The sequence below is a fragment of the Parabacteroides sp. AF19-14 genome, assembly GCF_003635485.1.
In the GTDB taxonomy this organism is placed as follows: Bacteria; Bacteroidota; Bacteroidia; order Bacteroidales; family Tannerellaceae; genus Parabacteroides; species Parabacteroides distasonis.
Genome location: NZ_QTMJ01000005.1, coordinates 152,349 through 178,709 on the forward strand (window position 1 = coordinate 152,349; position 26,361 = coordinate 178,709).

The following is a 26,361-nucleotide window of genomic DNA, read 5'->3' on the forward strand; positions in this document are numbered from 1 at the left end:
TTGTCGATAGTTTTAAGGTATTGTTTGTATTCTTGCTTTATAGCCTTCTTATTCTCTAAAAAATAAGCTTGTATTCTTCATTCGGCGGCGGCGAACGATCATTCGCTGTCGCCGAATATATATTCACCGCCGCCGAACGAACGTTCGCTGTCACTGAATGAAGTATACATTAGGTAGTGCGGAAATTTACATAGGGTTCAAGAAACATTTGTTTCGGTTTGTTTCGGCTTTTGTCCTTATGGATTGGATGAGGAATCTTAAATATTCGCATGGATGTTTGCGGGATTCATGGGAAATTCCGTACTTTGTACCGAGCCGTTAGAGTGGAAGCTCGGCGGGTTCGTTTTCGTGGAAAAGGCGTTAAAAGATATTATTCCCTTCTTTGAAATCCCCAATTTCGTGCCCGGGAATAATAACAACAGACGCCCATGCTTGTTATAGTTACTTCGAGAGGAGCATCCTATAATGAAGCGTGGGGCTGCTGTTTGTTATCCGGGCAGGGTATGGGGATACCTAAAGGAGGGTGACAATGGCTAAGCCTCGCGCTTTTTCTTTGTGTGGATGATAAGGAGTGGTTGATGATTGTAGGGTAAATCAATTATTAATTCAAATAGAATGAGTATGAAAAAACTTTTCTTTCTTTTTGCTTTTCTCGTAGGACTTGGGATAAGTAGTAGTGTATATGCGCAATTGGTGAAGGAGGTAACACTGACCTCGTCCAATACGCTGGCATCCGAGCTAGGAGCGGATGTGGGCAAGGTAACGAGCTTGAAAGTAAATGGGCTACTGAGAGCGGAGGACTTTAAGACGATGAAGGAGCAGATGGGTATGCTTCAAGTGCTGGATATGAGTGGGGTGACGGAGTTGCCTAAAATGGGTGGCGCTTGGGCAGATTTACGCTATATCCCAGCTAATTCTTTCCAAAACAAGTTGACGCTCCGAAAAGTGGTATTTCCGGGAGTACTTCAAATTATAGAGCGGGAGGCCTTCTCTGACTGTAGTACCTTGACAGACTTGGATTTCTCGAAAGCTACGCAATTGCAGAGGATAGAATATAATGCCTTTTATAAATGTAGTGGTTTGCTGAGCTTGGATTTATCGACGTGTGTGAATTTAGTGGAAATAGGGTCTTCTGCTTTTAGGTTTTGTAGCAATTTAGTGACGGTAAATTTGACGGGATGCGTTAAGCTGACGAGTTTGGGGAGTTGGGTATTTGGCGAGTGTTCCTCTTTGCAAACGGTGGAGTTATCTGGTTGCTCGGCATTGAAGACGATTCAAGGGTATGCGTTTTATGCCTGTCGTAATTTGACACGTGTTGCGTTGGATGGCTGTACGGTATTGGAGACGATAGAATCTTATGCATTTAATGGGTGTTATCAATTATCTGGTTTCGATTTCTCTCAATTGACAGCCTTAAAAGATATAGGCGAAAGAGCTTTTGAAGGTTGTGCCTTGGCTGGTGATATCGCTTTTGCTTCTGGAATCACCCAATTGGGTAGATCTGCCTTTTCTAATTGTCGTAATATCACTAGCGTTGATTTCAGTAAAAGCACACAGCTCGCAGTTATTTCTTCTGGAACGTTTAGTTCTTGTCAAAGCTTGAAAAAAGTAGATCTGAGTAATTGTGTATCCTTGAATACGTTGAATCTAGCTGCTTTTGAAGGGTGTTCTTCTTTGGAGGAAGTCGTAATCAATAACGGTTTCTATACCTCTATCGATGGAGTCCTTTTTGTGGTGGACAAGGCTACTTTATTACTCTATCCGGCGGGAAAGAAGAATGAGGCTTATACGATTCCTTCTACGGTGAAGACGCTTGGTGAGCGTTCGTTTCCTTATAACGAATCATTGATGGAACTGACGATCCCGGAATCTGTGTTGACTATAAAAGGAGAGGCTTTTTATAACGGATCTTTCTCGGGAAGAGGAGCGAAAGTAATCATGAAGGCTGAGAAGCCGATCGGCTTGTCGCAATCGATCGGTTTGGAGAATGCGTTGGTATATGTACCGAAAGGCTTTGCTAAGGCTTATCGTGAGGCTGCTTTTTGGAAAGAAAGCAAGATTGTAGAGATCGATGCGGATCCTGTAGTAGTGACCTTGGATGCGGCCGGTTCGCTGGGTGCGAAATTGACGGAACTGAATATTCCATTGGCTACTATCTTAGATTTGCGTATCATCGGTCCGATGAACGCTAGTGACTTCGAGGTCATTAAGCAAATAGAGCTGTTGCAAAAGGCTGATTTGAGCAAGGCTACGATGGAAGAGGATCGATTACCGAATTATGCGTTTGGAGGGTTGCGTTATTTGGAAGATGTTATTCTTCCGAATACGATAAAGGAGATAGGTAATTCTGCGTTCTCTGGTTTATCCGCATTGCGGAAAGTGAATATGCCCGAGTTTGTAGAAAGGATCGGGGAGTCTGCGTTCTCGGACTGTTCCAGCTTACAAAAGATTGATTTATCGTTATTGTCTCACTTGAAGGCGGTCGGTTACTCTACTTTCTCTTCCAGCTCATGCGTGCCCGTTTCATTGAAACTTCCGGATGGATTGGAGCGGATTGACGGTTACGCTTTTAATAATACTGGTGTTACTTCCGTGGACTTCTTGAATACGTCCTTGTCTTATATAGGCAACAATGCATTCTATGCATGTCCGATCACCGGCACATTATCTTTCCCCGGTACCTTACGATCCATAGGCAATTCCGCTTTCGCTTCCGCAAAGGTCTCATCTATCAAGTTGAAGTCTACAGAGATGGTACGTTTGGATGGAGCTGATGTTTTTAAATCCGTAGATAAGACCACCTGTAAAGTTTACGTCCCGAAAGGCATGAAGGATACTTATAAAGCAAACACCTACTGGTCTCCATTCGGAAATAACATTGTGGAGTTTGGGCAGTTGATTACGGCAACTTCTAATAATGAAAATTATGGATGGGTAGAAGGTAGCGGTGCCTATGAAGAGGGGGAAATAGTGACCTTGAAGGCGGTTTGTAAGGGTGGAAATTGGGAGGATTATTATTGGGCTAAATATGTTAATTTGTTCTTTGGCTGGTATGATGGTGAGACAAAAGTCTCCGATGATACTATATATACTTATAAGGCAGGTAAGGAGGACAAAGCATTTGTCGGTAAATTCGTGCGTATAAGTTTCCCTAATACATCAGACCTTCTTCAAATGGTAAGAAATGATAGTAAATCCATTACGGTGAGGGTGGAGATGCCTGCCGATGATCCTCGATTGTTTGCTGGTTGGTATGAGAATGATCAATGTGTTTCCAATGAAGAAGAGTTGACGGTGCAAGTTGGTATGGTAGACCGATCCTTGGAGGCTCGTTTCTTCGACGATGGACTTATGGTTGTTAACGGTGATGTCATCGTAAATGATCAGAATAAGGTAGATGGTCCCGCTGTTATCTTGTATTCCGGTAGCCTCACCGTTGAAGGCAACGAGGTTTGGGAACCGAAGAGCTTCGCTTACTATCGGGATGCCTCTTTGCTGGTGAATTCCGATATACAGACCGAGGAGATCTCTTTCAATTGGGACGCATGGAGTGGTTATTGGCATTTCGTATCCTTCCCCTACGACTTGAAGATGTCAGAAATCAAGTTGACGAGCAGCGACGCTCGCTTTGTGGTACGGGAATACGATGGAAAGTCTCGTGCGGATAAGGGCGTAGGAGAGTCTTGGCGGCAACTTTCGGATGCGGAGACCTTGAAGGCGAATACGGGATATATCATCCAATTCAATAGCGGCGATGGAATGGCTGATGGATTTACCACCAAGACCGGCGATATGAAAGCCCTCCTTAATCGGGCGAGCGTGACGATACCATTGAACACATACGCCTCGGATAATGCCATGAATGCCAATTGGAACTTCGTGGGGAATCCGTATCCTGCCTATTATAGCGTGGAGCGATTGTTCGCTGATGGATTGGACGCTACGGTGACGGTTTGGTCTCGCAATTTGAATAATTACGAGTATTATACGCAGGATGATAAGGGTGTTTATCTGGCACCGCTTACGGCCTTCTTCGTACAAAAGAAGACTTCCAGCTTGGTATTCAATCCGGAGGGTCGTGTGGCCGCCCTGCCGAGGGAAACGCAAGCGGCTTCAGGGTTACGTAGCGTGGATAACCGTCAAGTTGTCAACCTGCTGCTGGAAGGCGAGAAGGCAAGCGATCGTACCCGTGTGGTATTCAACGAGGAGGCTTCGATGGAGTATGAGATCGGCCTTGATGCCGCCAAGTTTAGCAGTCCGAATGCGGATGCCGCCTCTTTCTATAGTTTGGATAAAGACGGGAATCGATTGGCCATCAACGAGCGTCCGGTAGCGGATGGTGTGGTACGCCTTGGATGTGTCTTGCCTGCCAAGGGAAGCTATACGATCTCATTGAAAGAGAAGATTGGCAAAGGTATTCAGTTGGTAGATAAGCAGACGGGGGCCGTATGCGATCTGAATAAGGAGGCTTATATTTTCGAGGCCGAGGCTGGAATCCTCTCTGACCGCTTTGAGCTGAGAAACGATGTGGTGACTTCTGTTGAGGCAATCGATGCGTCGATTCGCTGGAACGTGCGAGAAGGCTTGTTGATCGTGTCCGGCTTGCGTGATGTGGAAACTTTGAACGTATGCGATGCGGCGGGTCGTATCCACTTCGCTGGTAAGGTGACGGATGGCGAGGTGCGTATCGCCCTACCTCAGTCTGGTATTTATTATATGACATGGACAACCAAGGCGGGCGAGCGTCAGACTCGTTCCATTAAATGGTAATCGCTATGAGAAAACGATTGTTTCGATCTATTACGATGATTTTGTCTCTTTGGATCTTCCTCGGAGGATCCATCGGGCAAGCCTATGCGCAGGATGAGTTCAATCCGACTCCTCCACCGGAGCCGGGGAAACTAACGCTCTTACTCTCCACGGATCCCCACGGATCCGCTTATTTGGAGCAAACGAATCCCTCCGGCATTTATGATACGGGTACGGAAGTAACGGTACGGGCCTATCCGCATACGGATTATGAGTTTGTGGCTTGGCAGTCCGCTGATGGAGAAGAATTGTCCGGCCTCTCGGAATATACCTTCACCCTTACGGAGAAAAACGCTCGCTTGATTGCCAAGCTACGTTTTAACCCGAAGGAGAATCCATCGGAGCCGGGAGATGGTTATTATAATCTGATTACGACCGTCGCTCCTTCCATGGCCGGATGGGTAGAACAGAGTGGCCAAGGTATTTATGAGAATGGCAAAGAGGTGACACTTATCGCCCATGCTTATCCCGATTATGTGTTCGACCATTGGGAGAGCGATGGGAAGAATGTATCGGAAGAGACAACCTATCGCTTCACCATGCCGGGCAAGCATGTGTACCTGCGGGCCGTGTACGACTGGAAGCCGCAAAGTCCTATCGAGCCGGAGATCGGGTATTGCCTTTACGTAAACACTTCCGATCCGGAGGCCGGCTATGTATCGCAAAGCGGAAACGGTATCTATGAGTTAGGGGATGAGGTGACCGTGATCGCCTCGCCTACGAAAGACTATGACTTTATCGGCTGGTATGATGAGGCGGGTATGTGCCTGTCTACCGACATCTCTTATACGTTGACTATTAGTAAGCGAACCACTACGATCGAGGCTTGTTTCAAGAAGAGAGAGGCACCGGTGGATGAGGTGGAGATCGTACCCGGGCCGAATCCGGATGATCCTTCATCTACGGAGAAAGGCGGCGAGGTGGAAGTGATAGGCGAAGCCATTCCCGGCCAAACGGTCGAGATCATCGCGATGCCGAAACCGGGTTATGCTTTTGAAGGTTGGTATTTGGATGGCGTGTTTATCCCGGAGGCGGAGATGAGCCATGAGATCTTGATCGGTAAAGATATGGGTAAGCTAGAGGCTAAATTCCGGGAATTACCCGTTGACTTGGAAGTAGAGGGTGGAGAGAACGGTTGGGCGGAAGTGACTCGCTATCGAGGTGATGTCATTAACTTGAAGGCTGAACCGATCGTAGACCATACCTTTATGGGATGGTACTTGCTAGATCAGTTATTGTCGAAAGCGTTGAATTATGATTTTGATGTCAATATCCTACGTGCGGCCTTGCCCGCTATTCGTGCGGTGTATACCAAAGGTACGGTAGCCAATGAGACGATCGTTAGGGAGGAACTAGTCACGATCGCTTTCTCCGGGAACCAACTCTGCGTGACTGCTCGCCAAGCGATCCGTAGATTGATGGTTTATTCGTTCGAGGGGGACTTATTAGGTACTAACGGCCAAATGGAACAAGGTGATATCTATCGCTTATCCATACGTAGCCCCTTACTTCTCGTTATCGAGGCAACGGATGGTACTCGTATCGTCTGTAAATTGTCCTCCGGACGGTAGTCCGTGGCGTGATTTGGATATATGATTCTTTCAATGCCCATTCTAAGGTTCTTATAATGACCATCGTAAGCTCCTTTGAATGGGCATTGTTAGATGCTTACGATGGGCATTGTAAGAAACGATAAACAAAAAGCCATCCGGCATTCCGCTGGATGGCTTTTTGTATGGCAATAGAATCGGAGAGATTACACTCTCTTTTCTTTGATTCTTGCTTTCTTACCGGTAAGGGCACGCAAGTAGTACAATTTAGCACGACGTACTTTACCGACTTTGTTAACCGTGATGCTTTCGATAAACGGAGATTCGATCGGGAAAATTCTCTCTACACCTACGTTCTCAGACATCTTACGAACTGTGAAACGTTTTTTGTCGCCGTGACCGGAGATACGGATAACAACACCGCGATACTGCTGGATACGCTCTTTGTTACCCTCTTTGATACGGTAAGCTACCGTGATCGTATCACCACTCTTGAATGAAGGAAGTTCCTTCTTCGTAGCGAACGCTTCTTCTGCAATCTTAATTAAATCCATTGTTTATAGCTTTTTAATTGTAATTTATAATGAAACGCAATTTAACGGGCTACATTTCCCGACAGAGATTACGTAAAGCGGGTGCAAAGTAACGAAATAAATATTTGATTCGCAATAGATATATGCTTTTTTGCTCGCTATTTGATCAAATCTTTTATGTCTACCAAGGATTCAAACCATTGACATCCACCAGCGATTCCCGTTCCTCCTTCCACATTGCTGTAGATCCGGACAGGCTCGGCCAGACCTACATTCGTAAGTCCGCCCATGATACCTTCATTCTCGATGTTTTGTAAAGATAGCAGATATTGGTAATAGGGTTCGGACAGGGAATATAAACGAATATGGCGTTTGGTATAATATTTAGTATCGGACCTAAGTTGTTCTTTTACTTGCAACGTGTATTCCTTCCCGTCGAACAGCTCGTCGGAAAATACCCGTCCCCGCCAATTTACCATCGAAGGGCCGAAAACCTCATCCAAGATACCTTGTTGTTGCGTGAATACGGGATCTACGGAGAAGTCCAACAGGACACCAAGATGGTCGTCATCTCCCCATATCTGTAGAGAATAGTAATTTGATTTACCCGGGGTATCTTGGAAAGTGATTTGATAGATAAGCACATCGTTTTCTTCTATGTAGGAGATATTCCCATCTCCATCGACAAGGGTACCGCCGTTGCCGGTAGCTTCTTTACGGGGAATTATGCGCAGGCCTTTGATTTCGGTCTTGGAAGGAATCTTATCTTCCGCCGAGGCTGTTCCATATTCCGGGGTAGAAGCTACTATCTTTACGGTTTGTCCGGGCAGTGGAACCGTATTCGATATATAAAGCGTATCTGTTACCCATCCACCTCGATCCTCTCCGAGCCAACGAGAAGATTTCCAATAGGAATATTCTTTCCAAGGCATCTCCTCCTTGAAGATCCCGTCTATGTATAATTCCACCTTGGCGTTTCGAATCGTCACGTCCGGCTTGCTCTCTGAGTGAAACCATGTGCGGGATATGCTGGCCATTACGACTGTATCCGGCGAGAAGGCCGAGTTGATCACCATTTTTGGTGTAGTACGATATTCCTCTAGGTCAAACTTCCTATAACAGGAGGTTAGGAGCAGGCTGGATAATAAGATTGATAAATAGAATATAGGTTTCATGTTCTTTAGAATTTATAAGTATATGATATAGACGGAATGATCGGTAAGAGCGATAACGTCTCGAAATAATGGCTGTAGTTTATCCAAGACCGCTTATGGATAGTTATCGGGTTCATCTGGCAATAAGCGTTATATACGCTGATATTCCAGATACCGAGATGGCCGTTCTTTTTAGGTCGATAAATATTAATCCCCAGATCTAAGCGGTGGTAAGCGGGGAGACGTACGTTATTACGCTCCGTGAAATAATCCAAGCCTCCTTCCGGTAAGAGCGGAGGGACAGGAGTGAGGCCCAAATCCTCGTAATTCTCGAATGCCACCGTAACCCGGTTTCCGGTCATGAAAGTCCAGCTTCCGGTCAGTTCCAATTTCTCGTTGATCTTCCAGTTTGCGACGATATTCAGCTTATGGCGGTTATCATATTTCGCGGGAAAACGTTTACCATTATTAATCTCGTCGAACTGCCGGTCGCTCCACATCAGTCCGTATCCGATCCATCCTGTTATACGCCCCGTCTCTTTCCGGGCGATAAACTCCGCTCCATAGGCCCACCCCTTACCGGCGGCCAGTTTCTCCTCCCAGCCGACGAACGAGGGTAAGAAGTTGTAACCATCTTTATAATCCAGTAGGTGATTCATCCATTTATGATAACCTTCCACCGAGAAGGAATAGTCTTTGTGTAAATTGTAATAAGCGCCGACGGATACTTGATCACTCTCCAATGGCTTCAGCTTCTTGCTGACCGGCATCCACATATCGGTAGGGAGACTCATATAACTTTCGCTGATCTGATGTACGTATTGATTCATCCGGGCGTATGAGGCCTTAAGGCTTAGATCCCTCGTGAGCAGGAAGCGTACGGATAAACGAGGGTCTAAGGAGACATATGTCTTCTTTTGTATATTATACATGTTCAGGCGTAATCCGGCGTTAGCCCGGACAATGGGAGATATCGCCCAGTCATCTTCGGCGAAAACAGCCAACTCATTCGCTGAAAGGCGCTCGTCTCCGGTAGTTCGTTTGGTCGGAGACAAATTCTCGGAGGTCTTTTCCTCGATATATTCCGGGCTGAAACGATGGTAAAGATAGTCGGTGCCATAACGGATATGATGTGCCGGGGTAGGAATATAGTCGAAGTTCGCATGGACTCCGAAATCATTGATACCGTTTCGGGTTGAGGTCTCGATAAACCGTGAAGAATAATCTTTGTCACCCTCGGTTCCGTAGTATTGTGAAGTCTCTTGTTTTAGTTTGGATTGATAATGGGAATAAGCCAAGGTGACGGTACCGAACATCTTGTTGTTAAACACATACGACCAGCCGGAAGACAATGCGATGTTACCCCAGCGCATCTTTCCAAAGTCCTTGTTCTCGAAAGGGGTTATATCATCACCTACGGAGAACTCGGAACTTCCTCCTTTTAGGAAATCCTGTCCGAAATAGAAATTAACGTAAGCTTGGCTCCGGTCATTGATATGGTGGTTTACTTTTAGGTTCAGATCGGTAAAAGCATAGCGTGCGCTGAATTTCTCCCCATTCTTTTTCTGAATTTTATTGTAGATCGCCAAACCCGGTGCGGACAAGCCATCCAGCCAAGAGCGACGGAAGGAGGCGTTGAACGGAGTCCGGTCTTTAATGATCGGCCCTTCGAAATTTAAGTTACCTGAGGTCAATCCTAGCATGGCGCTACCATGGTACTCTTTCATATTGCCATCTTTAGTATGCACATCCACTACGCTGGAAAGCCTTCCTCCATAGCGGGCGGGGAAAGCGGATTTATAAAAATCCACATCTTTCAAAGCCTCGGCGTTGAAAGCGGAGAAAAGTCCTCCGAGATGATTGACCTGATACAGTTGGATTCCGTCTATCATATACAGGTTCTCGTCTCCATTCCCCCCACGGACATACATCCCGGCTAATCCTTCCGTTCCGGCTGATACGCCGGGTTGGGTTTGCAGGGCTTTGATCACATCGGCCTCACCGAATAAGGTCGGGATGGTCTTGATCATCTTCCGGGTTATTTTAATCGTTCCCATCTGAGGGGCTTGTATCGGGTTTTGTGTGTCATTACTACCGGTAACGACAACTTCGGCCAATGCTTCACCGCTTTCCAGCAGAATTTCCATCACGGTATCCCGTTCGAGCGGTTGGAATGTATGTGAGAAACGTCCGTATCCGATGTAGGAAGTCTCCAAACGGACTGCCCCGACCGGTAAGGTTAGACTGAAGAAACCGTGGTTATTGGTAGCCGTGCCCCTTTGTGTGCGAGAGTCATAAACGGAGGCCCCGATTAGATACTCCGTAGTCGCTTTATCCCGTACGAATCCGCTGATGGTTACTGAGCGGGGGCGTTTCTTCAAGATGATGTGGGTACCGTTTATCTGATAAGACAGAGGGAGCTTTAGGAATAGCCGGGTAAGGCATTCCGATATGGATTGGTTATCAGATTTGAATGTAATCCGGGAAATGCCTTTGAGAATAGAAGGATCGTAGGAGAATGTCATGCCTGTTTGATGCTCTATTTTTTTCATGATTTCTTGGATCGGCTCTTGTTTAGCCTCGATACTGAGAGTCGGCGCCTGTCCCCAAGCGCTTGATTGAAAGCCGAAGATAATCAAGATTATGAGTAGTATTAGCTTCATGAAGTACTTCATTTTTTATTACGAGACAGGAAAGATAGTAAAAACCCCTATCACAATTCACGTTACTATTGCGATATTTTCTTATTTTTGGAGAGTAATAATGATAATGTTGTGATGAGACAGATTGGTATCTTGCTTTTGTGTTGTATTTCCCTTTTATCGGGTGGAGCTCAAACCGTTCCGAACCTTTATCGTTCGGTGGATCAGGAAAAGATGAATCATTGGGTTGATTCCGTGTTTGACGCTATGAGTTATGATGAACGGATCGGGCAGTTATTTATGGTTATAGCGAATCCTAAATCCGATAACCGGAATATGCAACGGCTCATGCGTTACGTGAACGATATCAAGATCGGGGGCATCTTATTCCATAAAGGGGATCCGGTGACGCAGGCGGAGGTGACCAATCGTTTGCAAAAGGCTTCCCGGATTCCGATGTTGGTCTCTTTGGATGGGGAGTGGGGACTTTCCATGCGATTAAGTGGAACCACCCGTTTCCCGAAAAATATGATGCTAGGCGCTATCGAGGACAATGCCTTGATCGAGGAATATGGAAAAGAGGTGGGACGGCAGTGCCGGGAAATGGGAATTCATATAAATTTCGCTCCGGATATGGACGTGAATAGCAATGTGGATAATCCCGTGATCGGCCTGCGTTCGTTTGGCGAGAATCCGGAGGCTGTGGCGGAGAAAGGTATTGCTTACGCAAGAGGATTGGAAAGTACGGGCATCTTGTCTGTCTCCAAACATTTCCCCGGACATGGAGATACTTCTGAGGACTCGCACGAGACATTACCCGTCGTGCGCCATAACCGGGCCCGCTTGGATAGCGTGGAACTTCTTCCTTTTAAACGTTATATATATGATGGGTTCGCCGGGATAATGACGGGACATCTTTATGTTCCGGCATTGGACAAAAGTCATAAGCCGGCTTCTTTCTCTAAGGCGGTAGTGACGGATCTATTACAGAAAGAACTCGGTTTTCAAGGTCTGTGCTTTACGGATGCTTTAGCGATGAAAGGGGCTTCCACAAAGAAAACGGATAATCCTTCGGTGAAGGCTTTGCTTGCGGGGAATGATATCTTGCTCGCTCCGGCCGCTCCAATCAATGATTTTACGGCCGTGAAAGAGGCTATCGAGGAAGGGGTATTGGATCTGGAAGCGATCGAGGCCAAGTGCTTGAAAATATTAAGGTACAAATATATCGCTGGATTGAATGCCTATAAGCCGGTCGAAACAAAAGGCTTATCGAAACGTTTGAACTCTCCGCATGCGGCATGGATGGCGGCGAAATTGAATTCGGAGGCTATTACCGTTTTGAAGAATGAGGATACGATCTTACCTCTTAAACAGTTGAATAAGAAAAAGATCGCGGCGCTCTCGATTGGAGACGGGGTTGGTAATGAATTCCAGAAAATGCTGGGTGAATATGATTCGATCGCTTGCTTTAGCATTGGACGGCGTTCTACGGCTGCCCAAGTCCAGCAGGTTTATAATAAATTGCAAAAATACGACGTGATCATTTGTGGCGTACATACGATTCGCATTCCCGAGAGTTTAGCGTTGAGGCAGTTGGCCGCGAAGAAAGAGTTGGTCTATGCTTTCTTTACCTTACCATATGCTTGTAAAGAATATAAGAAGTCGATCGAGAAGGCGAAGGCGGTCGTGTTGGCTTACGAGGGCACTCCCTTAGCGCAGGAATATGCGGCCCAAGTGATATTCGGTGGTATTGCGGCGAAAGGGAAACTTCCGGTTTCGATTCCGGGATTGTATTATGCGGGTACTGGTATTTTTACGGAAAAGACTCGTTTGGGGTATCACCAGCCGGAAGAGGTGGGAGCGAATCCGGACCGTCTGGATGTAATTGAGTCGATCGTTAAAGAGGGATTGGATGAGAAGGCTTATCCTGGATGCCAAGTGCTGGTGGCGAAGGACGGCGTGATTATCTATAATAAATCGTTCGGTTATTTTGATTACGAAAGTAGGCAGCCGGTCACGGAGTCATCGGTCTATGACTTGGCCTCGGCGTCGAAGGCGGCGGGAACTTTATTGGCGGTCATGAAAGCATATGATGAGAAGAAATTCACCTTGAACAATAAGATCTCCGATTTTATACCGGAGTTGAAGGAGTCTAATAAAAAGGATTTATCGATAAAAGAGTTACTGTACCATCAATCGGGAGTGACTCCAACTATTAATTTCTATCTGGATGCCATTGATAAGGATAGTTATAAAGGCAGTTTATATAGTTCGGCGAAGAACGCCACGCACCCGGTTCGTTTTGACGCTAAAACGTATGTCCGGAATGATTTTAAATATCTTCCGGATATAGTATCAGATACACGGAAACCCGGATTTACGACTGAGGTAGCCCGTAATTTCTATGTGAGTGATTCCTTTAAAGATACGATCCTTCAAGATATCAAGAAATCCCGTTTGGGTACGAGAGGTAGGTACGTATATAGTTGCGTGAATTTCATTATGCTGAAAATGATGGTGGAAAATCTGATGAAATCTCCGATGGACCAGCTTCTTCGGGATGATTTCTACAGCGGGTTAGGGGCTTGGCATACCACTTATAATCCGTTGAAGCGAATGGATACCTTGCAAATTGTACCTACGGAACAAGATGGATTTGTCCGCCGCCAATTGCTTCGCGGATATGTACATGATGAGGCAGCCGCTTTTCAAGGGGGTGTTTCTGGAAACGCCGGATTATTTTCGAATGCGAATGATTTGGCGAAGGTGCTCCAATTGATGCTAAACCAAGGGACTTATGGCGGCGAGCGCTATCTTTCTTTGGAAACCAGCCGTTTGTTTACACAAAGCAAGAGCCCGACTTGCCGTAGAGGGCTAGGATTTGATAAACCGGTGATTGGTAATCCGAAAGCCTCGCCTTGTGGGGCTTTGGCTCCCGCCTCGGTCTATGGACATACAGGATTTACGGGTACTTGTTTTTGGATAGATCCGGATAACCAGCTTATTTATATATTTTTGAGTAACCGGGTGAATCCTAGCCGGGCAAATAATAAACTGGGATCGCTTGATATACGTACTCGCATACAGGATGCGATCTATAAGGCGATTGATAGGAAAAGCCAAAAAGATTCGTAATTTTGTGACAGTTTTAACAGATAAGGTATTAATTAAAAAGCAGGTATATGTTATACGGACACGGTGATGATTTTTATAACGCAAAGAACGAGGTAAAGATAAACTTTAGCTCGAATGTGTGGCACGGAGCTAATTTAGATAAACTGAAGGAACATTTGATCGAGCATTTTGATAAGCTGACTCGTTATCCGGAGCCGGATGCCGCTACCTTGAAAAGATTGTTGGCCCGCCGGTATGAGATCAAGGAGGAGAATATCGTAGTGACGAATGGTTCGATCACCGCTTTTTATTTGTTAGCGCAAGCTTGGCGAGGTGCGAAATCCATGATCGCTATTCCTTCTTTCTCTGAATATGAGGACGCTTGCCGTTTGCATGAGCATGAGATCTCTTTCTTCCCGACATCGGACGATTTATCAGAGTTATCCTTGGAGGGACAGGATTTCTGTTGGATTTGTAATCCGAATAATCCGGATGGAAAGCTGATCCATCGTACGGAGCTTCTCCGTTTGATCTCAGCGAATCCGCAGACTACCTTCATTATTGATCAGGCATACGTGGCTTTTACGACGGAAGACATGCTAAAGCCGAGTGACGTGAAAACGCATAAGAACTTAATCCTTGTCCAGTCTATCTCGAAGGCTTATAATATCCCCGGCTTGCGTATCGGTTATCTGGTCGCTTCTCCGGAGATCGCGGAGAAAGTGAACAAGTATATCATACCTTGGTCGGTAAATGCTATCGCTATCGAGGCAAGTAAATATATCTTGATCCATCCGGCGCAATTTACGTTGCCGATCCGTAAATGGCAGCGTGAGACTGCGGATTTTATTTACCAATTAAGTAAATTGGATGGCTTGGAGGTAATCCCGACCTCTACGACTTTCTTCCTTGTCCGTTTGAAGAAGGGTACAGCCGCTGATTTAAAGCAATTCCTTTTAGATAATTACGGAATCTTGATCCGTGACGCTTCGAATTTCCGGGGCTTGGATGAGACTTATCTACGGCTCTCCACCCAGAAGGCAGATGAAAACCAGATCTTGCTTGAGGGGGTAAAGATTTGGTTGGAGCAACAATAAATGAAAAAGGGCTATTCATCGAATAGCCCTTTTTCATTTCCTTTTAAATCTAAGTAGCGTGTATTATTCTACTCGTTTGTTGATTACGATATGACCAAAATAGCCAAGGAGAACCAATCCCAGACCTGTAAGTAGAATACTATTTGTCATACCACCGGTAAAAAACGGTACAGCCAAAACTGCCGCACCAATAATGAGTACGATCACTCCTAGATTTTTAATTAACTCATTCATGGTTATAGATATTTTATAATTATTTTCTTTTCTACCGCAAATAAAGCAATAATAACCCGATCGTGAAAATATTTTCGGAGAAAAATAATGAAACGATTGAAATTAGCTTCTATATTTGTGTTATAATATAGTTACGTATGGGAAGAATACTTTACATAGTTTATTTGTGGCTGTTTTTTGTACCTGTATTTCTGGTACTGACTATACTTACGGCTGTGACGGTTATCATCGGTTGTCTATTGGGGGGAGAGAAAATCTTCGCTTATTATCCGGGTATGATCTGGTCTCGATTGACTTGCTATCTGGCGCTTTGTCCGGTGACGGTAAAAGGGCGTGAGCATATAGACCGGAAACAATCGTATGTTTTCGTAGCTAATCATCAAGGTGCGTTTGATATTTTCTTGATATATGGTTTCTTAGGCGTTCCCATTAAGTGGGTGATGAAGGCGGGTATCGCTAAAATTCCATTTGTCGGTACCGCCTGCCGTGCGGCCGGTTTTATCTTTGTCGATAATTCTACGCCGAAGGCTGCCGCTCGTAGTGTTTTGGAGGCGGAGCGTTGTCTTCGGAACGGGGCTTCCGTGGTTGTTTTCCCGGAAGGTTCGCGTACGTATACCGGAAAAATGATTCGTTTCAAGAAAGGGGCTTACCAAATGGCTCTGGATCAGCATTTGCCTATTATTCCGATCACCTTAAACGGGCCGTTTGATGTTTTGCCGATCGGGTCGTTGAATGTCCATCGTCATCGGATGGAGATGGTGATCCATCCGGCGGTTTCTACCGAGAATATAGACACTTCCCACAAAGGAATGCAAGCGTTCGCTGATCAGACTCAAGAAATCATAGCATCTGCCTTGTGGGAAGAATATAAATAATTTAGGTTATTATTTCCAGCTTTTCAAGATGCCACGTTTCGCTACTTTCAGGCTGAATCCGAAGTTATCGCCGAACATGGAACCGGCATCAGCTGCCAAAGACCCTGTAAATTCCCATCCCGATAAACGGGGATGTTGATAAGAGATATCTAAAAGTCCGGAAGCTCCTCTTTTCTTGCTAAGGAAAGGGGTGGCATGTCTACCCCAACTATTCATCACGGTGACTAATACCCGATAAGATACTTGTGAGGAGATAGCGCCTTCCGCACCGAAATGCCAGTCACGAACACGGTTGTTCTTGAATCCTAATGAACCGGCCTCGTTATACTCTGGGCTTGTGATCAGAGGAGAACCTATCGCCCGGTTAAAATAAGAGGCTCCGGTAGTGTATTCTCCGTTGTTATAATAATCATCACCACCGCCACCTACGCCGGGATGTAGGTCGTGATCAAAATCGATGAAGTGGAACTGTCCGCTTTGGTCTCTTGTAACCAGATACTCCACGACCACCTTACGCAACCACGGGAATTTTGGTAAATCCAATTGTCCTCCCCATAATCCGTCGGTATTGTTTACGAATATCATACCGGATTTATCCTCGAAGAAATGTTGGTAATAGGCGGATACTTGCCAGTTAGGTTGTGTAAAAGCCAATTTGAAATCGTAAGAGCCATAATGATTACCCAGTACGTTGATTTGATCGGAGACTGTTGCGTCGCCACCACCTTCGCTGCCGCAAATAACCCGGATAAGGTCCTTGATGGATTGAGGCTGCTTTCCGATCTTAGGATTGGTTGAGGTTCCTCCCCATTGTGCCCAATGCTGTACTCCGATTACACCAGATAACGGGAAGTCATTGCGTGTATCCTTGATCTGTACAAATAATGATTTATGATGCCATAAAACGTTATCTACATAAGTCTGCTTATTGTTTGTGAAGTTAGCCAGATAATCCTTGTCGAAAGAACGACCGACGGCAAAGTCTCCTTTGACTTGCATCCAGCCTTTCGTTAAAGGAACAACGGTAAATTCCGGAATACTGATGTTCACTTCCGGAATCGGGCGGGCATTGGCGGATTGTACGATATCGCCCGAGCTAAGCCAACGATCCCAAAGTGAATTATAGCGTTCCTTGCTTCCTACACTCAATAGCAAGCATTTGTAACCTAACTCGGCATATATTTGTTGGATAGAGAAATTGCGATGACGAGGAACTGCGGCCACTACGTCTAATCCGGCTCCCCAGCGAAAGCCTTTGCCAAAAGTTTGATTATGGAATACTCCCGCATTCAAATATCCGTTATTCGCTTCCAAAGGAACAATTCCGTATCGATTGCTAACCATCCAGAAAGGGGTATTGTCGCCACTAGCTACCGATCCGAATATTTCGGCCTTGTAGGTAGTCGCTTCCGGAGTTGTCTCTTCTTCTTGAGCGAAACTAGCCGTTGCCATCCCCAGACAAGTCAGACCTATAAAAATTGATCGCACTGATTTCATGTATATATAAATGTTTTGTCTGGGCGCAAAGGTAAGGATTTATATGTTTGGTGCAACCATTATTGTTTCTTTAACCACTCGAATATAGTTTGATAGGCATCGTTCCGATAGGGCTTTTGAGATAGGATCAGATCGTGGATGCCGTTTGGAATGGTATCTCTCGTGACTTTGTCTCCTAGTTTCTCCCCGTATTTTTGAATGTCTTGAACATCCAAGACGATGTCGGAGGTCATGTATTCCTCATGCCATGTCTCTGTTTCCGGAAAAGATTTGTTGGAAGACATCACTAGTATCGGACAATCCAGTTTTAATCCTTTTTGTACCGTCTGTTGCGCTTCTTGTATAGCTTTGATCCATCCGGCTTTTTTCGGATGCCCGAATATCATTTTCCAGTTCGTGTCAAACTCCCATTCTCCTTTATATTGCTTAAGCAAGCTATAAGCGTAATTCGGATCACCCAAACCTTGTACGGTAAGATCCGGGAATAGCCTCCCGACAAATGCTACGGTTGGCAGTATGACTTTCTCCATGAACCATCCGAAATTCCAATCCAGAAAAGGGCTGTTCAGAATAAGCCCGTCTACCGGTAACTCCCCTTTTTTACTATTCAAATAATAAGGTGTGATCAATCCGCCTGTAGAATGCGCCATTAATAATATCCGCTCGTTGCCTTCAGACCGGATGGTGGCCAAAGCGGTATCGATATCAGCGAAATACTCTTTTAGGCTCTTGCAAAAGAACGGGTTTTGATTGGGTAATATCGAACGTCCGTATTTCCGCAAGTCCATCGCATAGAAATTATATCCGTGAGCGTTTACGCTATCCCCTAATTGTTTCTGGAAAAAATAGTCATTATAGCCATGGATATACAGCACGGCCTGTTTTACGCTATCCAGTTGAGGTTTCTTTACCAGCGTGCAAACCACCTTCCCCTCATAATCATCCGGCATCTGGAAGGTACGGCGTAAATAACCATCTCCCAATACATCGGGTACGTATTGGGCATATACCTCGCATAAAATGAAACAGAGGAATATAATAAGATTTATTTTTCGAGACATAAATATATTGTTTCTATTTTATAACTGTATTTGCAAAGATAGGGTTTATCAATCAATGGTAATTAACCAAGATCATAAAATAAAAAATGACAGATAAGCATGAAAAACGATAGGATAAACGTGAATATTGCAACTTATACGTAAAAAGCCCTATTTGTGGGTACTCTATGATTTTTTATCTTAACAATAAATATTTTACTTTGTTGGAAAATGGAAGCGTGTATGGAACCGGAAATAACAGTAATAATCATAGATGATGACCTTGGATCGATCCAGAAATTGCAAAACGATCTATTGGCCTTCTCGGAGGTAAGGATATTGGATACAGCGACAACGGCGGAATTGGGCAAGAGGCATATCCTTAAGTATCAACCGGATTTGGTGTTTTTGGATGTGGAACTTCCGGACATGTCTGGCTTTGATTTGCTGGATGATATACGGGATGATATTCTTCCGAACTTGAGAGTCGTTTTCTATACGGTATACGATAAATATATATTGGATGCCCTACGTGCCTCTGCATTTGATTATTTGTTAAAACCTTATTTAATTGATGAGTTAGCGGCACTCATCGAACGTTTTCATACGACAGAACCTGCGGATGTTGCCTGCATGGAGAGATCTTTGCGGAAAATATTGAATCGGGATAGTCGATTTGCGATCCAAACCGTTTCGGGTCTTTTGCTAGTCCGTTGTGAGGAGATATTCCTGTTTCAGTTCTTGGGAGACCAGCGTTGCTGGCAGATTGTCTTGACTTCCCGTACTACTCATAAACTAAAAATGAGCACGACAGCGAAAGATTTGTTGTCTATCAATAATACGTTTGTTCAAATAAGCCAAGATTGCATTGTGAACTTGACTTATTTGATGTTCATCGAGAATAAGACCTTACGATGCGAGTTCTATCCCCCCTTCCAAGAGGAGGAGAGGATCGCCTCGCATCGCTATTTTAAACAACTGAGAGAACGGTTGGATATTATTTGATGATTACTTAACCTTATAAGAAAGTATGATATAATATCTTTTCTCGTTTGCGTCAAATGCTCCTATACTCAATTTACCTTCAGTCTTAGGAGTATAATTTATGCTCCGTAATTTACCTCTCGTTTCCCAATTAGTGATAGTCGCTGTTCCATGGAATAAAGCGATCTTTATATTGGGAGGGAGAGTGACCATGAACCGGTAGTTCTTTCCTTTTTGCAGATCACGATTAATGGGTACGTCAATTACTTTGAGTGGAAATTTATCATAAGAGAATGTTTGAGGCAGCGCCTCTATTTGGTTCGATTGGATAGCCTTGATTAATTCTCGTCCATCAAACCCAAGTAAAGGAATATTGGATGAATAGCCATCTATATCTTGTATAAGCGGACTATAGTAAGGATTTTTTTTGATCAGTTGTTCATACTCTTCTTTTGACGGTTCGGGTACCGAATATGAAAGTACGGTGGAATACGTTTTCCGGTTAGGTGGAGCGATACTGATCGATACTTCTCCGGGTAGGAATGGCGTAAATACGAGTTTCTGAGTTCCTTGGACTACTTTATTAAAGGGAAATTCGTTGTTTTGTGTCAACGCCAGTTTCGTAGGCTCGGGCAACTGTATCGTAAATTCATACGTTTCTCCTAATTTCAACGTACGTGTCATCGGTATTTGTACCACCCGGAAAGGAAGTTTTTGCCGGGGATATATTTTAGGGAGGGAAAGGATGGTACCGTTACGTAATCCTTCTAACAATTTTTCTCCATCAAAGCCCATATACTCCATGTCGGGTACGAGACCGGGAAGTTTTTGGAATTCTTCGAAAGATAGTGGTTTTTTTAGCATTTGATATTTTTCTTCATAGGGAAAATGTGAGAATGCCATCCATACGGGTGAGGTATGGAACCATGACATATCATCATCGCTACGGGCGAATGTTCCATTGTTGACAGTACCGGAACCCCATGTGGCATCCACAAAAAAGTAACGATTGGGTTTGTCTCCTTCAACTAGTACATAGGCATGGCGTTCAAAAGTCGTACCTGGTATATGATCATATGTTTTGGCGAATCCGGTTACCAAGATGCATTTGATATTTAGAGGCTCGCATAACTTGATAAATAGATCGGCGAACGCTTGGCATACCCCTTTTTTCTGTTTCCAACATTCATCAGCGTCACGGATTTTATAATCTGTGTCATAAGCTATATTTTGTATCAGATAACGATAGATAGCCCTCGCTTGATCATTTTTTTTAGAACATCCTTTTGTGATTTCTGCCGCGATACTTTTATAGTCTACTGTCGGAAGTTTCTCAGCTGATAGCAAAGTGAAATCGCAGAATAATAAAAAGATGATAAGTTTTATCGTATTTTTCATATGCATTTATGTTGGTTGATGTGTTAAAGTTATTGATAATCATTAATACTTTTCATTGTTCGTTTCTTTATATAAACATGATTTTTGGCCGCTTAAACGTGGAAACGCTATGAATATCCGTTTATAGGGGAACCCCATCTTTGATATCCGAAGATTTACTTCTAGTTTTGAATTTGTGAATATCTGTTTTAGAGGCTTTCTTATAATAAAAATATGATGCTGATGAAGAGAGGAAAGAGGAAATATGTTTCTCTCGGGATCATTCTGATATGTATGTTTACCTGTCTGCCAGATATATGGGGCGACAATGGAAAATGTGAGAATAGAAAGATCGAAGAGATAATAGAACTAATGGGAAAGAACCATTTAGATGTCGAGGCTGCGGGTGAATATTCGTTAGGCTCGGTATGTCCGGGAAAGAATTTGATTTTGGCCGCAGATGCTAAGGGTACTATAAATCATGTGGGAATTAAATTGTTCGATCGCCGGATCATCGCCGATTATCCTTCTCCTGTTTATTTGTTTGTGGAGAGATACTTGCTATGGGTCTTATTAATGAAAGATGAACCTGCGATCAAGGAACGTTTGAAAGAAGACCGAGTACTATTTCGATTTGGAATGAAACTGAATGATAAGATATATTTGAATTTAAAACAAAGCCTTCGGGAAATCAAACAAGATCAATCCTTTATTATAACGACGGATAATAGTAAATACGCTGTGACTTGGTTGGAAGATCAGCGGCCTATCTTATCGATAAGTTTTCCTATACAGTATGAACTGATTTGGGGTATGAATAAGAAGGAGGCGGAGGGCCAGTTTCAAGATGGCTTAAAGGCGTTTTTGTCAAAAGAAAGGAATTTGCCTGTAGAGGCACTTCCTACTGAAATGAGTTTGATTCGTGATAATTGTTATCGTTCAGAAGGTGATTTTTATGGTTTGGAAGATATTACGTCCTATCGATATTATACAAAAAGAGCGGATCATACCTATTCATTAATATATGATCGTGTTAATCCTGTAGAATCGGTGGCAAACTTATTTACGGCTTATCCCGACTCAATGATCAAAATTGAAATCACTCAACGAATGTATGGAGGTAAACGGGAGCTTTTCACGGTCCCTCTTACTGATTTCATATCTTTTTGTAGGGAAAATGGTTGTGAGATATTCGTTGGCATTGAGAGACAGGACGAAAATTCTATGGCAGGAACGGCCATAATGGTGAACCGGTCATTGGGGTATAATCATATTTTGTATTTCAATGTAGATATGCGTATTTGGGATAATCCGGGATCTTATCCTGTGACGGCTCAATTGTATGCCTTTGTTCCTATGCATAATGTGAGTAGTTTATATGGTGATTCTAAATAAGAAATAGGGTAAAATAACAAATAAAATGATATGCGTATGAAAAAACTGAGTTACTTATTCATCTTACTCCTTTTCCCGATCGTCGCTTTCGCTCAGGAAGCAACGGAACAAGATAAGGAAAATAAGGAGAAAATCAAGGAGATCAAGCTGAGCGAGGATTATGTGTATGCGGATGCCGTGACGGAAGATAATCTATCGGAAGCGCAACAAAACTCAATGGATCTGCTTCGTGCGAACGTGAACGCTATTTTTGCTGAACGTTTCCACATGCCCAAGGAGGATGTGGAAGAGATTTGGGATGTTATCGAGGATAAATGCCAGAATGTGACTATCAAGAAAGGAGATCTGTTCCGGGTATTTACCTACATCATGAAGGATTATCTATTCCCCGGAAAGAAGAAAAAGAAGGTGAAAAACGAGGAGTTGGCAGAAGTGAAACCCTCAAAAGATGAGATCTTACCAGATGAGATAGAAGAGGTATCGGAGGCTTTGGTAAATGATTCATTGCCGACGGCCTCACAAAATGAGATATTGGCTTTCGTTCCGGATGCGAAGCCGGATGTTACTTCACAACCGGAGCCACAGCAAACACAAGAAGCTGGGGAATCTGAGGCTACATTACAAGATAAGGCTCAAGAGGTAGTTTCAGAAGTAACGGGTGATCCAACAGAGGTTGTTACAGAGGTTCCCGTTGCTGTTGCAACTTCAGTTGCGACAGAGGAACCGGTGACTACTACGGTGATTGCCACTCCTGTTACTCAAGTTGAAGAGACGGTCGCTGCCGAGCCGGAAGATATTACGGTTTCTAGTCCATCGGCTCCGGCTTTAGACCCTATTGTCAAAGAATTATTAGAAATCCAAACCTATAAAGAACTGATCTCCTTATTAGACCAGAAAAAAGAGGAAGGCACCCTTATCTATGGACGTATCAAGACTATGCGCTCTCCGGATAGATGTTATCTGGCGATTTTTAAGAAAAGCGAGGTTATCACGATTCTAGGGAAAGGAGATAAGGAACGTTTGAACCTTAAAACAAATACGGAAGATTCTTTGAATAATTATAAGGGACATGGTGTGATCTGGTTCCAGATTTTTTAATGAACAATAAAGAACAATCTATATGAAAAAGTTAATAGCTAAAGCGATTCTATTTATCGTATGTTTTCAATTTGCGTGGGTAGCCCGTGCGCAGTACGCTACGGAATTTTATTTGACAGATCTGGATAATGCTCCGCTAAAAGAAAAAGTGCAGCAGTCTATCGGTAAGTTACTGACGGAGATAAATACGGCACAGGCGAATGATTCACAGCCTTATTTCTCGGGTTTAAACATATCCAAGGACGCTCAAAATACGATTATGATGTTGTGGGACAATACCCCGTTTCGATGTGGCGAGACGGAAGTCATAGAGCGTTGCCTAAAGAATGGCAAGGAATTTCAGGTTCGTAATATCCCGTTGTTCTTGACGATCAAGGATGACAACTCTACTCAAGATAAATATCAAGAGGCCGTAATCGGTTTTGACCGCAACGGAATGATTACTGATTTCCATTTAGCGTTAGCGACAAACTTGTACACGAAAATCTTGAAAAGTAATCAGGCGGTATCAGATTTCCGTTATCGTCAAATGATCTTGGATTATGTAGAACAATTCCGTACGGCTTATAATACGAAAGATATCAATTTCTTGAACCAGATTTTTAGTGATGACGCATTGATCATAACGGGAAAAGTGGTTAAGGCAGTTCCCACGGATATGAATAAATTTATGCCTGATCCTAAGGTTATTTATACGAAACAGACAAAGAAAGAATACTTGACTAACCTTACAAATATATTTAAGACAAACAAACGAATCAATGTCATCTTTGATGATATCAATGTGATCCGCCATCCGGCTAAACCCAACTTCTATGGAGTGACCTTGAAGCAAGGCTATACATCGGATCGCTACAGCGACGTGGGTTACTTATTCTTATTATGGGATTTCACGAACGAGGATGCCCCAAAGATTCATGTTCGTACTTGGCAGCCGGAGATGCTGGATCAGTATACGAAGTTGCCGGAGGAGGAGATATTCCAAGTGGAGGATTTTGATATTTAAAAGTGCGTTGATTAATTTAAGATGATTAGTTATGAGAAAGATAAATCAAATATTTTTTCTTTTTGTGTCATTGTCTTGTCTGTGTTTAGTTTCATGTAAAGATGAGGAAAGTCCGCAATGGACGTCAATAGAAGGGACTTTTAGTGATCCTATACCTTCTAGAAAAGGGGCTGTGGTAGAAGGTATGATTAATGGTAGTATTGGTGGTAATGTTAGTGTTTTTGGTTTTTTATGTTCACTTTCTAAAGAGTTAATTCCCGATGATCCTGCGACTATGCCTTTTCCTATAAAAGATGAAAGTTTTTCTGTGGGAAAATCTTTTAAAAAGACATTAACGGATTTAGAGCCGGGCAAACAATACTATTATTGCATGTATGTCAGTAATGGAACAAATATGATGAAAACCCAAACTTCTTCTTTCACCACATTGACCACATCTAAGCCATTATTGGGTGAGATGAAAATACTTTCGGTAGGAGAATATAGTTTATCGGCTTCTTGCGGTATATTGGATAATGGAGGGTCTAATATTACTCAGTGTGGTTTCTTTTATAAAAAGCAAGAGGATGAGAAGTTTGAACCTAAATTAGTCTCTGTTGAATCTTTTCAAGTTACAATCGATAAATTATCTCCAGGTACTATGTATTATATTTATCCATTTGCGACAAATAAAGATGGAACTATAAATGGAGATACTCTTGAGTTTACAACTGAAGGATTTGAGGCTCCGGTGGTGCTCACGAATAAAGTAGGGACAGAGGCTTTAGGTTCTGATTGGGCTATATTGAGTGGCTCGTTGGAGAATAGTGGTTCTTCTGAAATTAAAGAGATGGGATTCTGTTATACGACTGTGGATAAGGATCCTGTAAAAGATGTGGATAAATTTGTACCTGTAAAAGATAAAAAAGATTTTACGTATAAATTGACAGGCTTAGTTGATAAAACTAAATATTATGTACGAGCTTATGCGAAAAATGGTTCAAAAGCAGCTTATGGTGAGAGAATTGAGTTTGTGACTAAAGAGTATATTAAGCCAATATGTGAAACTGTAGAGATTAGTAATGTGACAGACATTTCAGCGGATGTTCAATCAAAGGTTAAACAAGGAAGTGACAATATATTGAGAAAAGGTTTTTGTTATAGTAACTCAGGAGCTCCGGAACTTAAAAACGCAACAATCTTAGAAGTTACGGATATAGAGGGAGACTATTTGAAAGCAACAATAACAGGTCTATCTCCAAATAAGAAATATTTTGTACGGGCTTTTGTTGAGACAGGAAAGGAGGTGTCTTATGGTCCAATAGAAACATTAGAGACAAGTGCGGATACTACTCCTGTTATAGGTGCGATAACATTTACGAACGTAGAGAAAACAAGTTTTGCCGCTCATGTTACGATTTCTAGTAGTGGATCTATCAAGAAACGTATGTTCTTATATAGTTCGACAAACCAATCTCCGAAATTAGATGGAGAGAATGTTAGTGTGCTTGAATTTAGTTCTGAAAGTGCAACAATCTCAGGTTTGAAGCCAAATACACAATATTATGTTTGTGTTTATGTCCTCGGAGAAAAGGATAAAGAGGTGTATAGCGCCATAGCAACAGTAAAGACAGTAACGATGGGATTGCCAGTTGTATCTGATGTGAATATAACGAGAGAAGGTAATGTCGCTACGGTGAGGGCTACTGTAACAAGTGAATCAGAAATAACGGAATGTGGGGTTTGTTATAGTACGGTTAATACTATTCCTAGCGTTATTGATTCGAAAATAAATACGGGTTTATCTGGTAATAGGTTAAATGGGCAGATCACAAATTTGAAGCAATCTACGATTTATTATATACGTGTTTATGCGACAAGTGTAGCTGGTACGGTATATAGTGATGTTGTAAAAATGGATGTTGGTGATGGTTCTCCTAATATAAATGATAATGATAATCCTGATAAAAATTAAAT

General features: G+C 43.3%; 17 protein-coding genes. 10 read left to right on the plus strand and 7 right to left on the minus strand.

Annotated features, from left to right (window positions below; translation table 11 throughout):
• Nucleotides 1-621 precede the first annotated feature (621 nt).
• Nucleotides 622-4,770 carry a leucine-rich repeat domain-containing protein gene (locus tag DWX33_RS07165; protein ID WP_122380110.1) on the plus strand — a complete coding sequence of 1,383 codons (4,149 nt, stop codon included), beginning with the start codon at nucleotides 622-624 and terminating at the stop codon, nucleotides 4,768-4,770.
• A gap of 5 nt (nucleotides 4,771-4,775) precedes the next feature.
• Nucleotides 4,776-6,380 (plus strand): InlB B-repeat-containing protein, encoded by a 1,605-nt coding sequence (locus tag DWX33_RS07170; protein ID WP_233523982.1) that lies wholly within the window; start codon nucleotides 4,776-4,778, stop codon nucleotides 6,378-6,380.
• Between the two features lie 185 nt (nucleotides 6,381-6,565).
• Here the strand turns inward: DWX33_RS07170 and rplS are convergent, their stop codons facing one another.
• The 3 genes from rplS to DWX33_RS07185 form a co-directional block, all read right to left on the minus strand.
• Nucleotides 6,566-6,913, minus strand: a complete 348-nt coding sequence (gene rplS / locus DWX33_RS07175; protein WP_005854040.1) for a 50S ribosomal protein L19 — start codon at nucleotides 6,911-6,913, stop codon at nucleotides 6,566-6,568.
• Between the two features lie 137 nt (nucleotides 6,914-7,050).
• Nucleotides 7,051-8,067, minus strand: a complete 1,017-nt coding sequence (locus DWX33_RS07180) for a DUF4249 domain-containing protein (protein WP_122380111.1) — start codon at nucleotides 8,065-8,067, stop codon at nucleotides 7,051-7,053.
• 5 nt (nucleotides 8,068-8,072) lie between these two features.
• Nucleotides 8,073-10,709 (minus strand): TonB-dependent receptor domain-containing protein, encoded by a 2,637-nt coding sequence (locus DWX33_RS07185; RefSeq protein WP_122380112.1) that lies wholly within the window; start codon nucleotides 10,707-10,709, stop codon nucleotides 8,073-8,075.
• A gap of 114 nt (nucleotides 10,710-10,823) precedes the next feature.
• Between DWX33_RS07185 and DWX33_RS07190 the strand changes: the two genes are divergently transcribed.
• Nucleotides 10,824-13,823 (plus strand): glycoside hydrolase family 3 N-terminal domain-containing protein, encoded by a 3,000-nt coding sequence (locus DWX33_RS07190; RefSeq protein WP_122380113.1) that lies wholly within the window; start codon nucleotides 10,824-10,826, stop codon nucleotides 13,821-13,823.
• A 47-nt stretch (nucleotides 13,824-13,870) separates the two neighbouring features.
• Nucleotides 13,871-14,899, plus strand: coding sequence for a histidinol-phosphate transaminase (locus tag DWX33_RS07195; protein ID WP_122380114.1), 1,029 nt, complete (start codon nucleotides 13,871-13,873; stop codon nucleotides 14,897-14,899).
• Nucleotides 14,900-14,962: 63 nt separating this feature from the next.
• Here the strand turns inward: DWX33_RS07195 and DWX33_RS22510 are convergent, their stop codons facing one another.
• A complete protein-coding gene (locus DWX33_RS22510) occupies nucleotides 14,963-15,133 on the minus strand; it encodes a hypothetical protein (protein ID WP_005854067.1) in 171 nt (56 codons plus the stop codon).
• 137 nt (nucleotides 15,134-15,270) lie between these two features.
• On the opposite strand from DWX33_RS22510, the gene DWX33_RS07200 reads away from it, so the two are divergent.
• Entirely contained in the window at nucleotides 15,271-16,008 is a 738-nt protein-coding gene (locus tag DWX33_RS07200; RefSeq protein WP_005867165.1) for a 1-acyl-sn-glycerol-3-phosphate acyltransferase, read from the plus strand.
• 9 nt (nucleotides 16,009-16,017) lie between these two features.
• Here the strand turns inward: DWX33_RS07200 and DWX33_RS07205 are convergent, their stop codons facing one another.
• On the minus strand, nucleotides 16,018-17,505 hold the full coding sequence (locus tag DWX33_RS07205; protein ID WP_122380115.1) for a capsule assembly Wzi family protein: 1,488 nt from the start codon (nucleotides 17,503-17,505) through the stop codon (nucleotides 16,018-16,020).
• Nucleotides 17,506-17,564: 59 nt separating this feature from the next.
• Entirely contained in the window at nucleotides 17,565-18,566 is a 1,002-nt protein-coding gene (locus DWX33_RS07210) for an alpha/beta hydrolase (RefSeq protein ID WP_087342428.1), read from the minus strand.
• Between the two features lie 222 nt (nucleotides 18,567-18,788).
• Between DWX33_RS07210 and DWX33_RS07215 the strand changes: the two genes are divergently transcribed.
• Nucleotides 18,789-19,550: a LytTR family DNA-binding domain-containing protein gene (locus DWX33_RS07215; protein ID WP_008773721.1), complete on the plus strand. Its 762-nt coding sequence runs from the start codon at nucleotides 18,789-18,791 to the stop codon at nucleotides 19,548-19,550.
• 3 nt (nucleotides 19,551-19,553) lie between these two features.
• Here the strand turns inward: DWX33_RS07215 and DWX33_RS07220 are convergent, their stop codons facing one another.
• Entirely contained in the window at nucleotides 19,554-20,927 is a 1,374-nt protein-coding gene (locus tag DWX33_RS07220) for a transglutaminase domain-containing protein (RefSeq protein ID WP_158595289.1), read from the minus strand.
• Between the two features lie 222 nt (nucleotides 20,928-21,149).
• On the opposite strand from DWX33_RS07220, the gene DWX33_RS07225 reads away from it, so the two are divergent.
• The 4 genes from DWX33_RS07225 to DWX33_RS07240 are packed head-to-tail and all read left to right on the plus strand — an operon-like array spanning nucleotide 21,150 to nucleotide 26,359.
• Entirely contained in the window at nucleotides 21,150-22,301 is a 1,152-nt protein-coding gene (locus DWX33_RS07225) for a hypothetical protein (protein ID WP_034532185.1), read from the plus strand.
• Nucleotides 22,302-22,337: 36 nt separating this feature from the next.
• On the plus strand, nucleotides 22,338-23,399 hold the full coding sequence (locus tag DWX33_RS07230) for a hypothetical protein (RefSeq protein WP_147425505.1): 1,062 nt from the start codon (nucleotides 22,338-22,340) through the stop codon (nucleotides 23,397-23,399).
• 22 nt (nucleotides 23,400-23,421) lie between these two features.
• On the plus strand, nucleotides 23,422-24,405 hold the full coding sequence (locus tag DWX33_RS07235) for a hypothetical protein (RefSeq protein WP_008773717.1): 984 nt from the start codon (nucleotides 23,422-23,424) through the stop codon (nucleotides 24,403-24,405).
• Nucleotides 24,406-24,436: 31 nt separating this feature from the next.
• Nucleotides 24,437-26,359, plus strand: coding sequence for a hypothetical protein (locus tag DWX33_RS07240; RefSeq protein WP_122380118.1), 1,923 nt, complete (start codon nucleotides 24,437-24,439; stop codon nucleotides 26,357-26,359).
• The last annotated feature ends 2 nt before the right edge of the window (nucleotides 26,360-26,361 follow it).

What these genes read in the sequence shown, in the direction of transcription:
- DWX33_RS07165 (WP_122380110.1), top strand. Translation starts at nt 622, where the DNA reads ATGAAAAAACTTTTCTTTCTTTTTGCTTTTCTCGTAGGACTTGGGATA.
- DWX33_RS07170 (WP_233523982.1), top strand. Translation starts at nt 4,776, where the DNA reads ATGAGAAAACGATTGTTTCGATCTATTACGATGATTTTGTCTCTTTGG.
- rplS (WP_005854040.1), bottom strand. Translation starts at nt 6,913, where the DNA reads ATGGATTTAATTAAGATTGCAGAAGAAGCGTTCGCTACGAAGAAGGAA.
- DWX33_RS07180 (WP_122380111.1), bottom strand. Translation starts at nt 8,067, where the DNA reads ATGAAACCTATATTCTATTTATCAATCTTATTATCCAGCCTGCTCCTA.
- DWX33_RS07185 (WP_122380112.1), bottom strand. Translation starts at nt 10,709, where the DNA reads ATGAAGCTAATACTACTCATAATCTTGATTATCTTCGGCTTTCAATCA.
- DWX33_RS07190 (WP_122380113.1), top strand. Translation starts at nt 10,824, where the DNA reads ATGAGACAGATTGGTATCTTGCTTTTGTGTTGTATTTCCCTTTTATCG.
- DWX33_RS07195 (WP_122380114.1), top strand. Translation starts at nt 13,871, where the DNA reads ATGTTATACGGACACGGTGATGATTTTTATAACGCAAAGAACGAGGTA.
- DWX33_RS22510 (WP_005854067.1), bottom strand. Translation starts at nt 15,133, where the DNA reads ATGAATGAGTTAATTAAAAATCTAGGAGTGATCGTACTCATTATTGGT.
- DWX33_RS07200 (WP_005867165.1), top strand. Translation starts at nt 15,271, where the DNA reads ATGGGAAGAATACTTTACATAGTTTATTTGTGGCTGTTTTTTGTACCT.
- DWX33_RS07205 (WP_122380115.1), bottom strand. Translation starts at nt 17,505, where the DNA reads ATGAAATCAGTGCGATCAATTTTTATAGGTCTGACTTGTCTGGGGATG.
- DWX33_RS07210 (WP_087342428.1), bottom strand. Translation starts at nt 18,566, where the DNA reads ATGTCTCGAAAAATAAATCTTATTATATTCCTCTGTTTCATTTTATGC.
- DWX33_RS07215 (WP_008773721.1), top strand. Translation starts at nt 18,789, where the DNA reads ATGGAACCGGAAATAACAGTAATAATCATAGATGATGACCTTGGATCG.
- DWX33_RS07220 (WP_158595289.1), bottom strand. Translation starts at nt 20,927, where the DNA reads ATGAAAAATACGATAAAACTTATCATCTTTTTATTATTCTGCGATTTC.
- DWX33_RS07225 (WP_034532185.1), top strand. Translation starts at nt 21,150, where the DNA reads ATGAAGAGAGGAAAGAGGAAATATGTTTCTCTCGGGATCATTCTGATA.
- DWX33_RS07230 (WP_147425505.1), top strand. Translation starts at nt 22,338, where the DNA reads ATGAAAAAACTGAGTTACTTATTCATCTTACTCCTTTTCCCGATCGTC.
- DWX33_RS07235 (WP_008773717.1), top strand. Translation starts at nt 23,422, where the DNA reads ATGAAAAAGTTAATAGCTAAAGCGATTCTATTTATCGTATGTTTTCAA.
- DWX33_RS07240 (WP_122380118.1), top strand. Translation starts at nt 24,437, where the DNA reads ATGAGAAAGATAAATCAAATATTTTTTCTTTTTGTGTCATTGTCTTGT.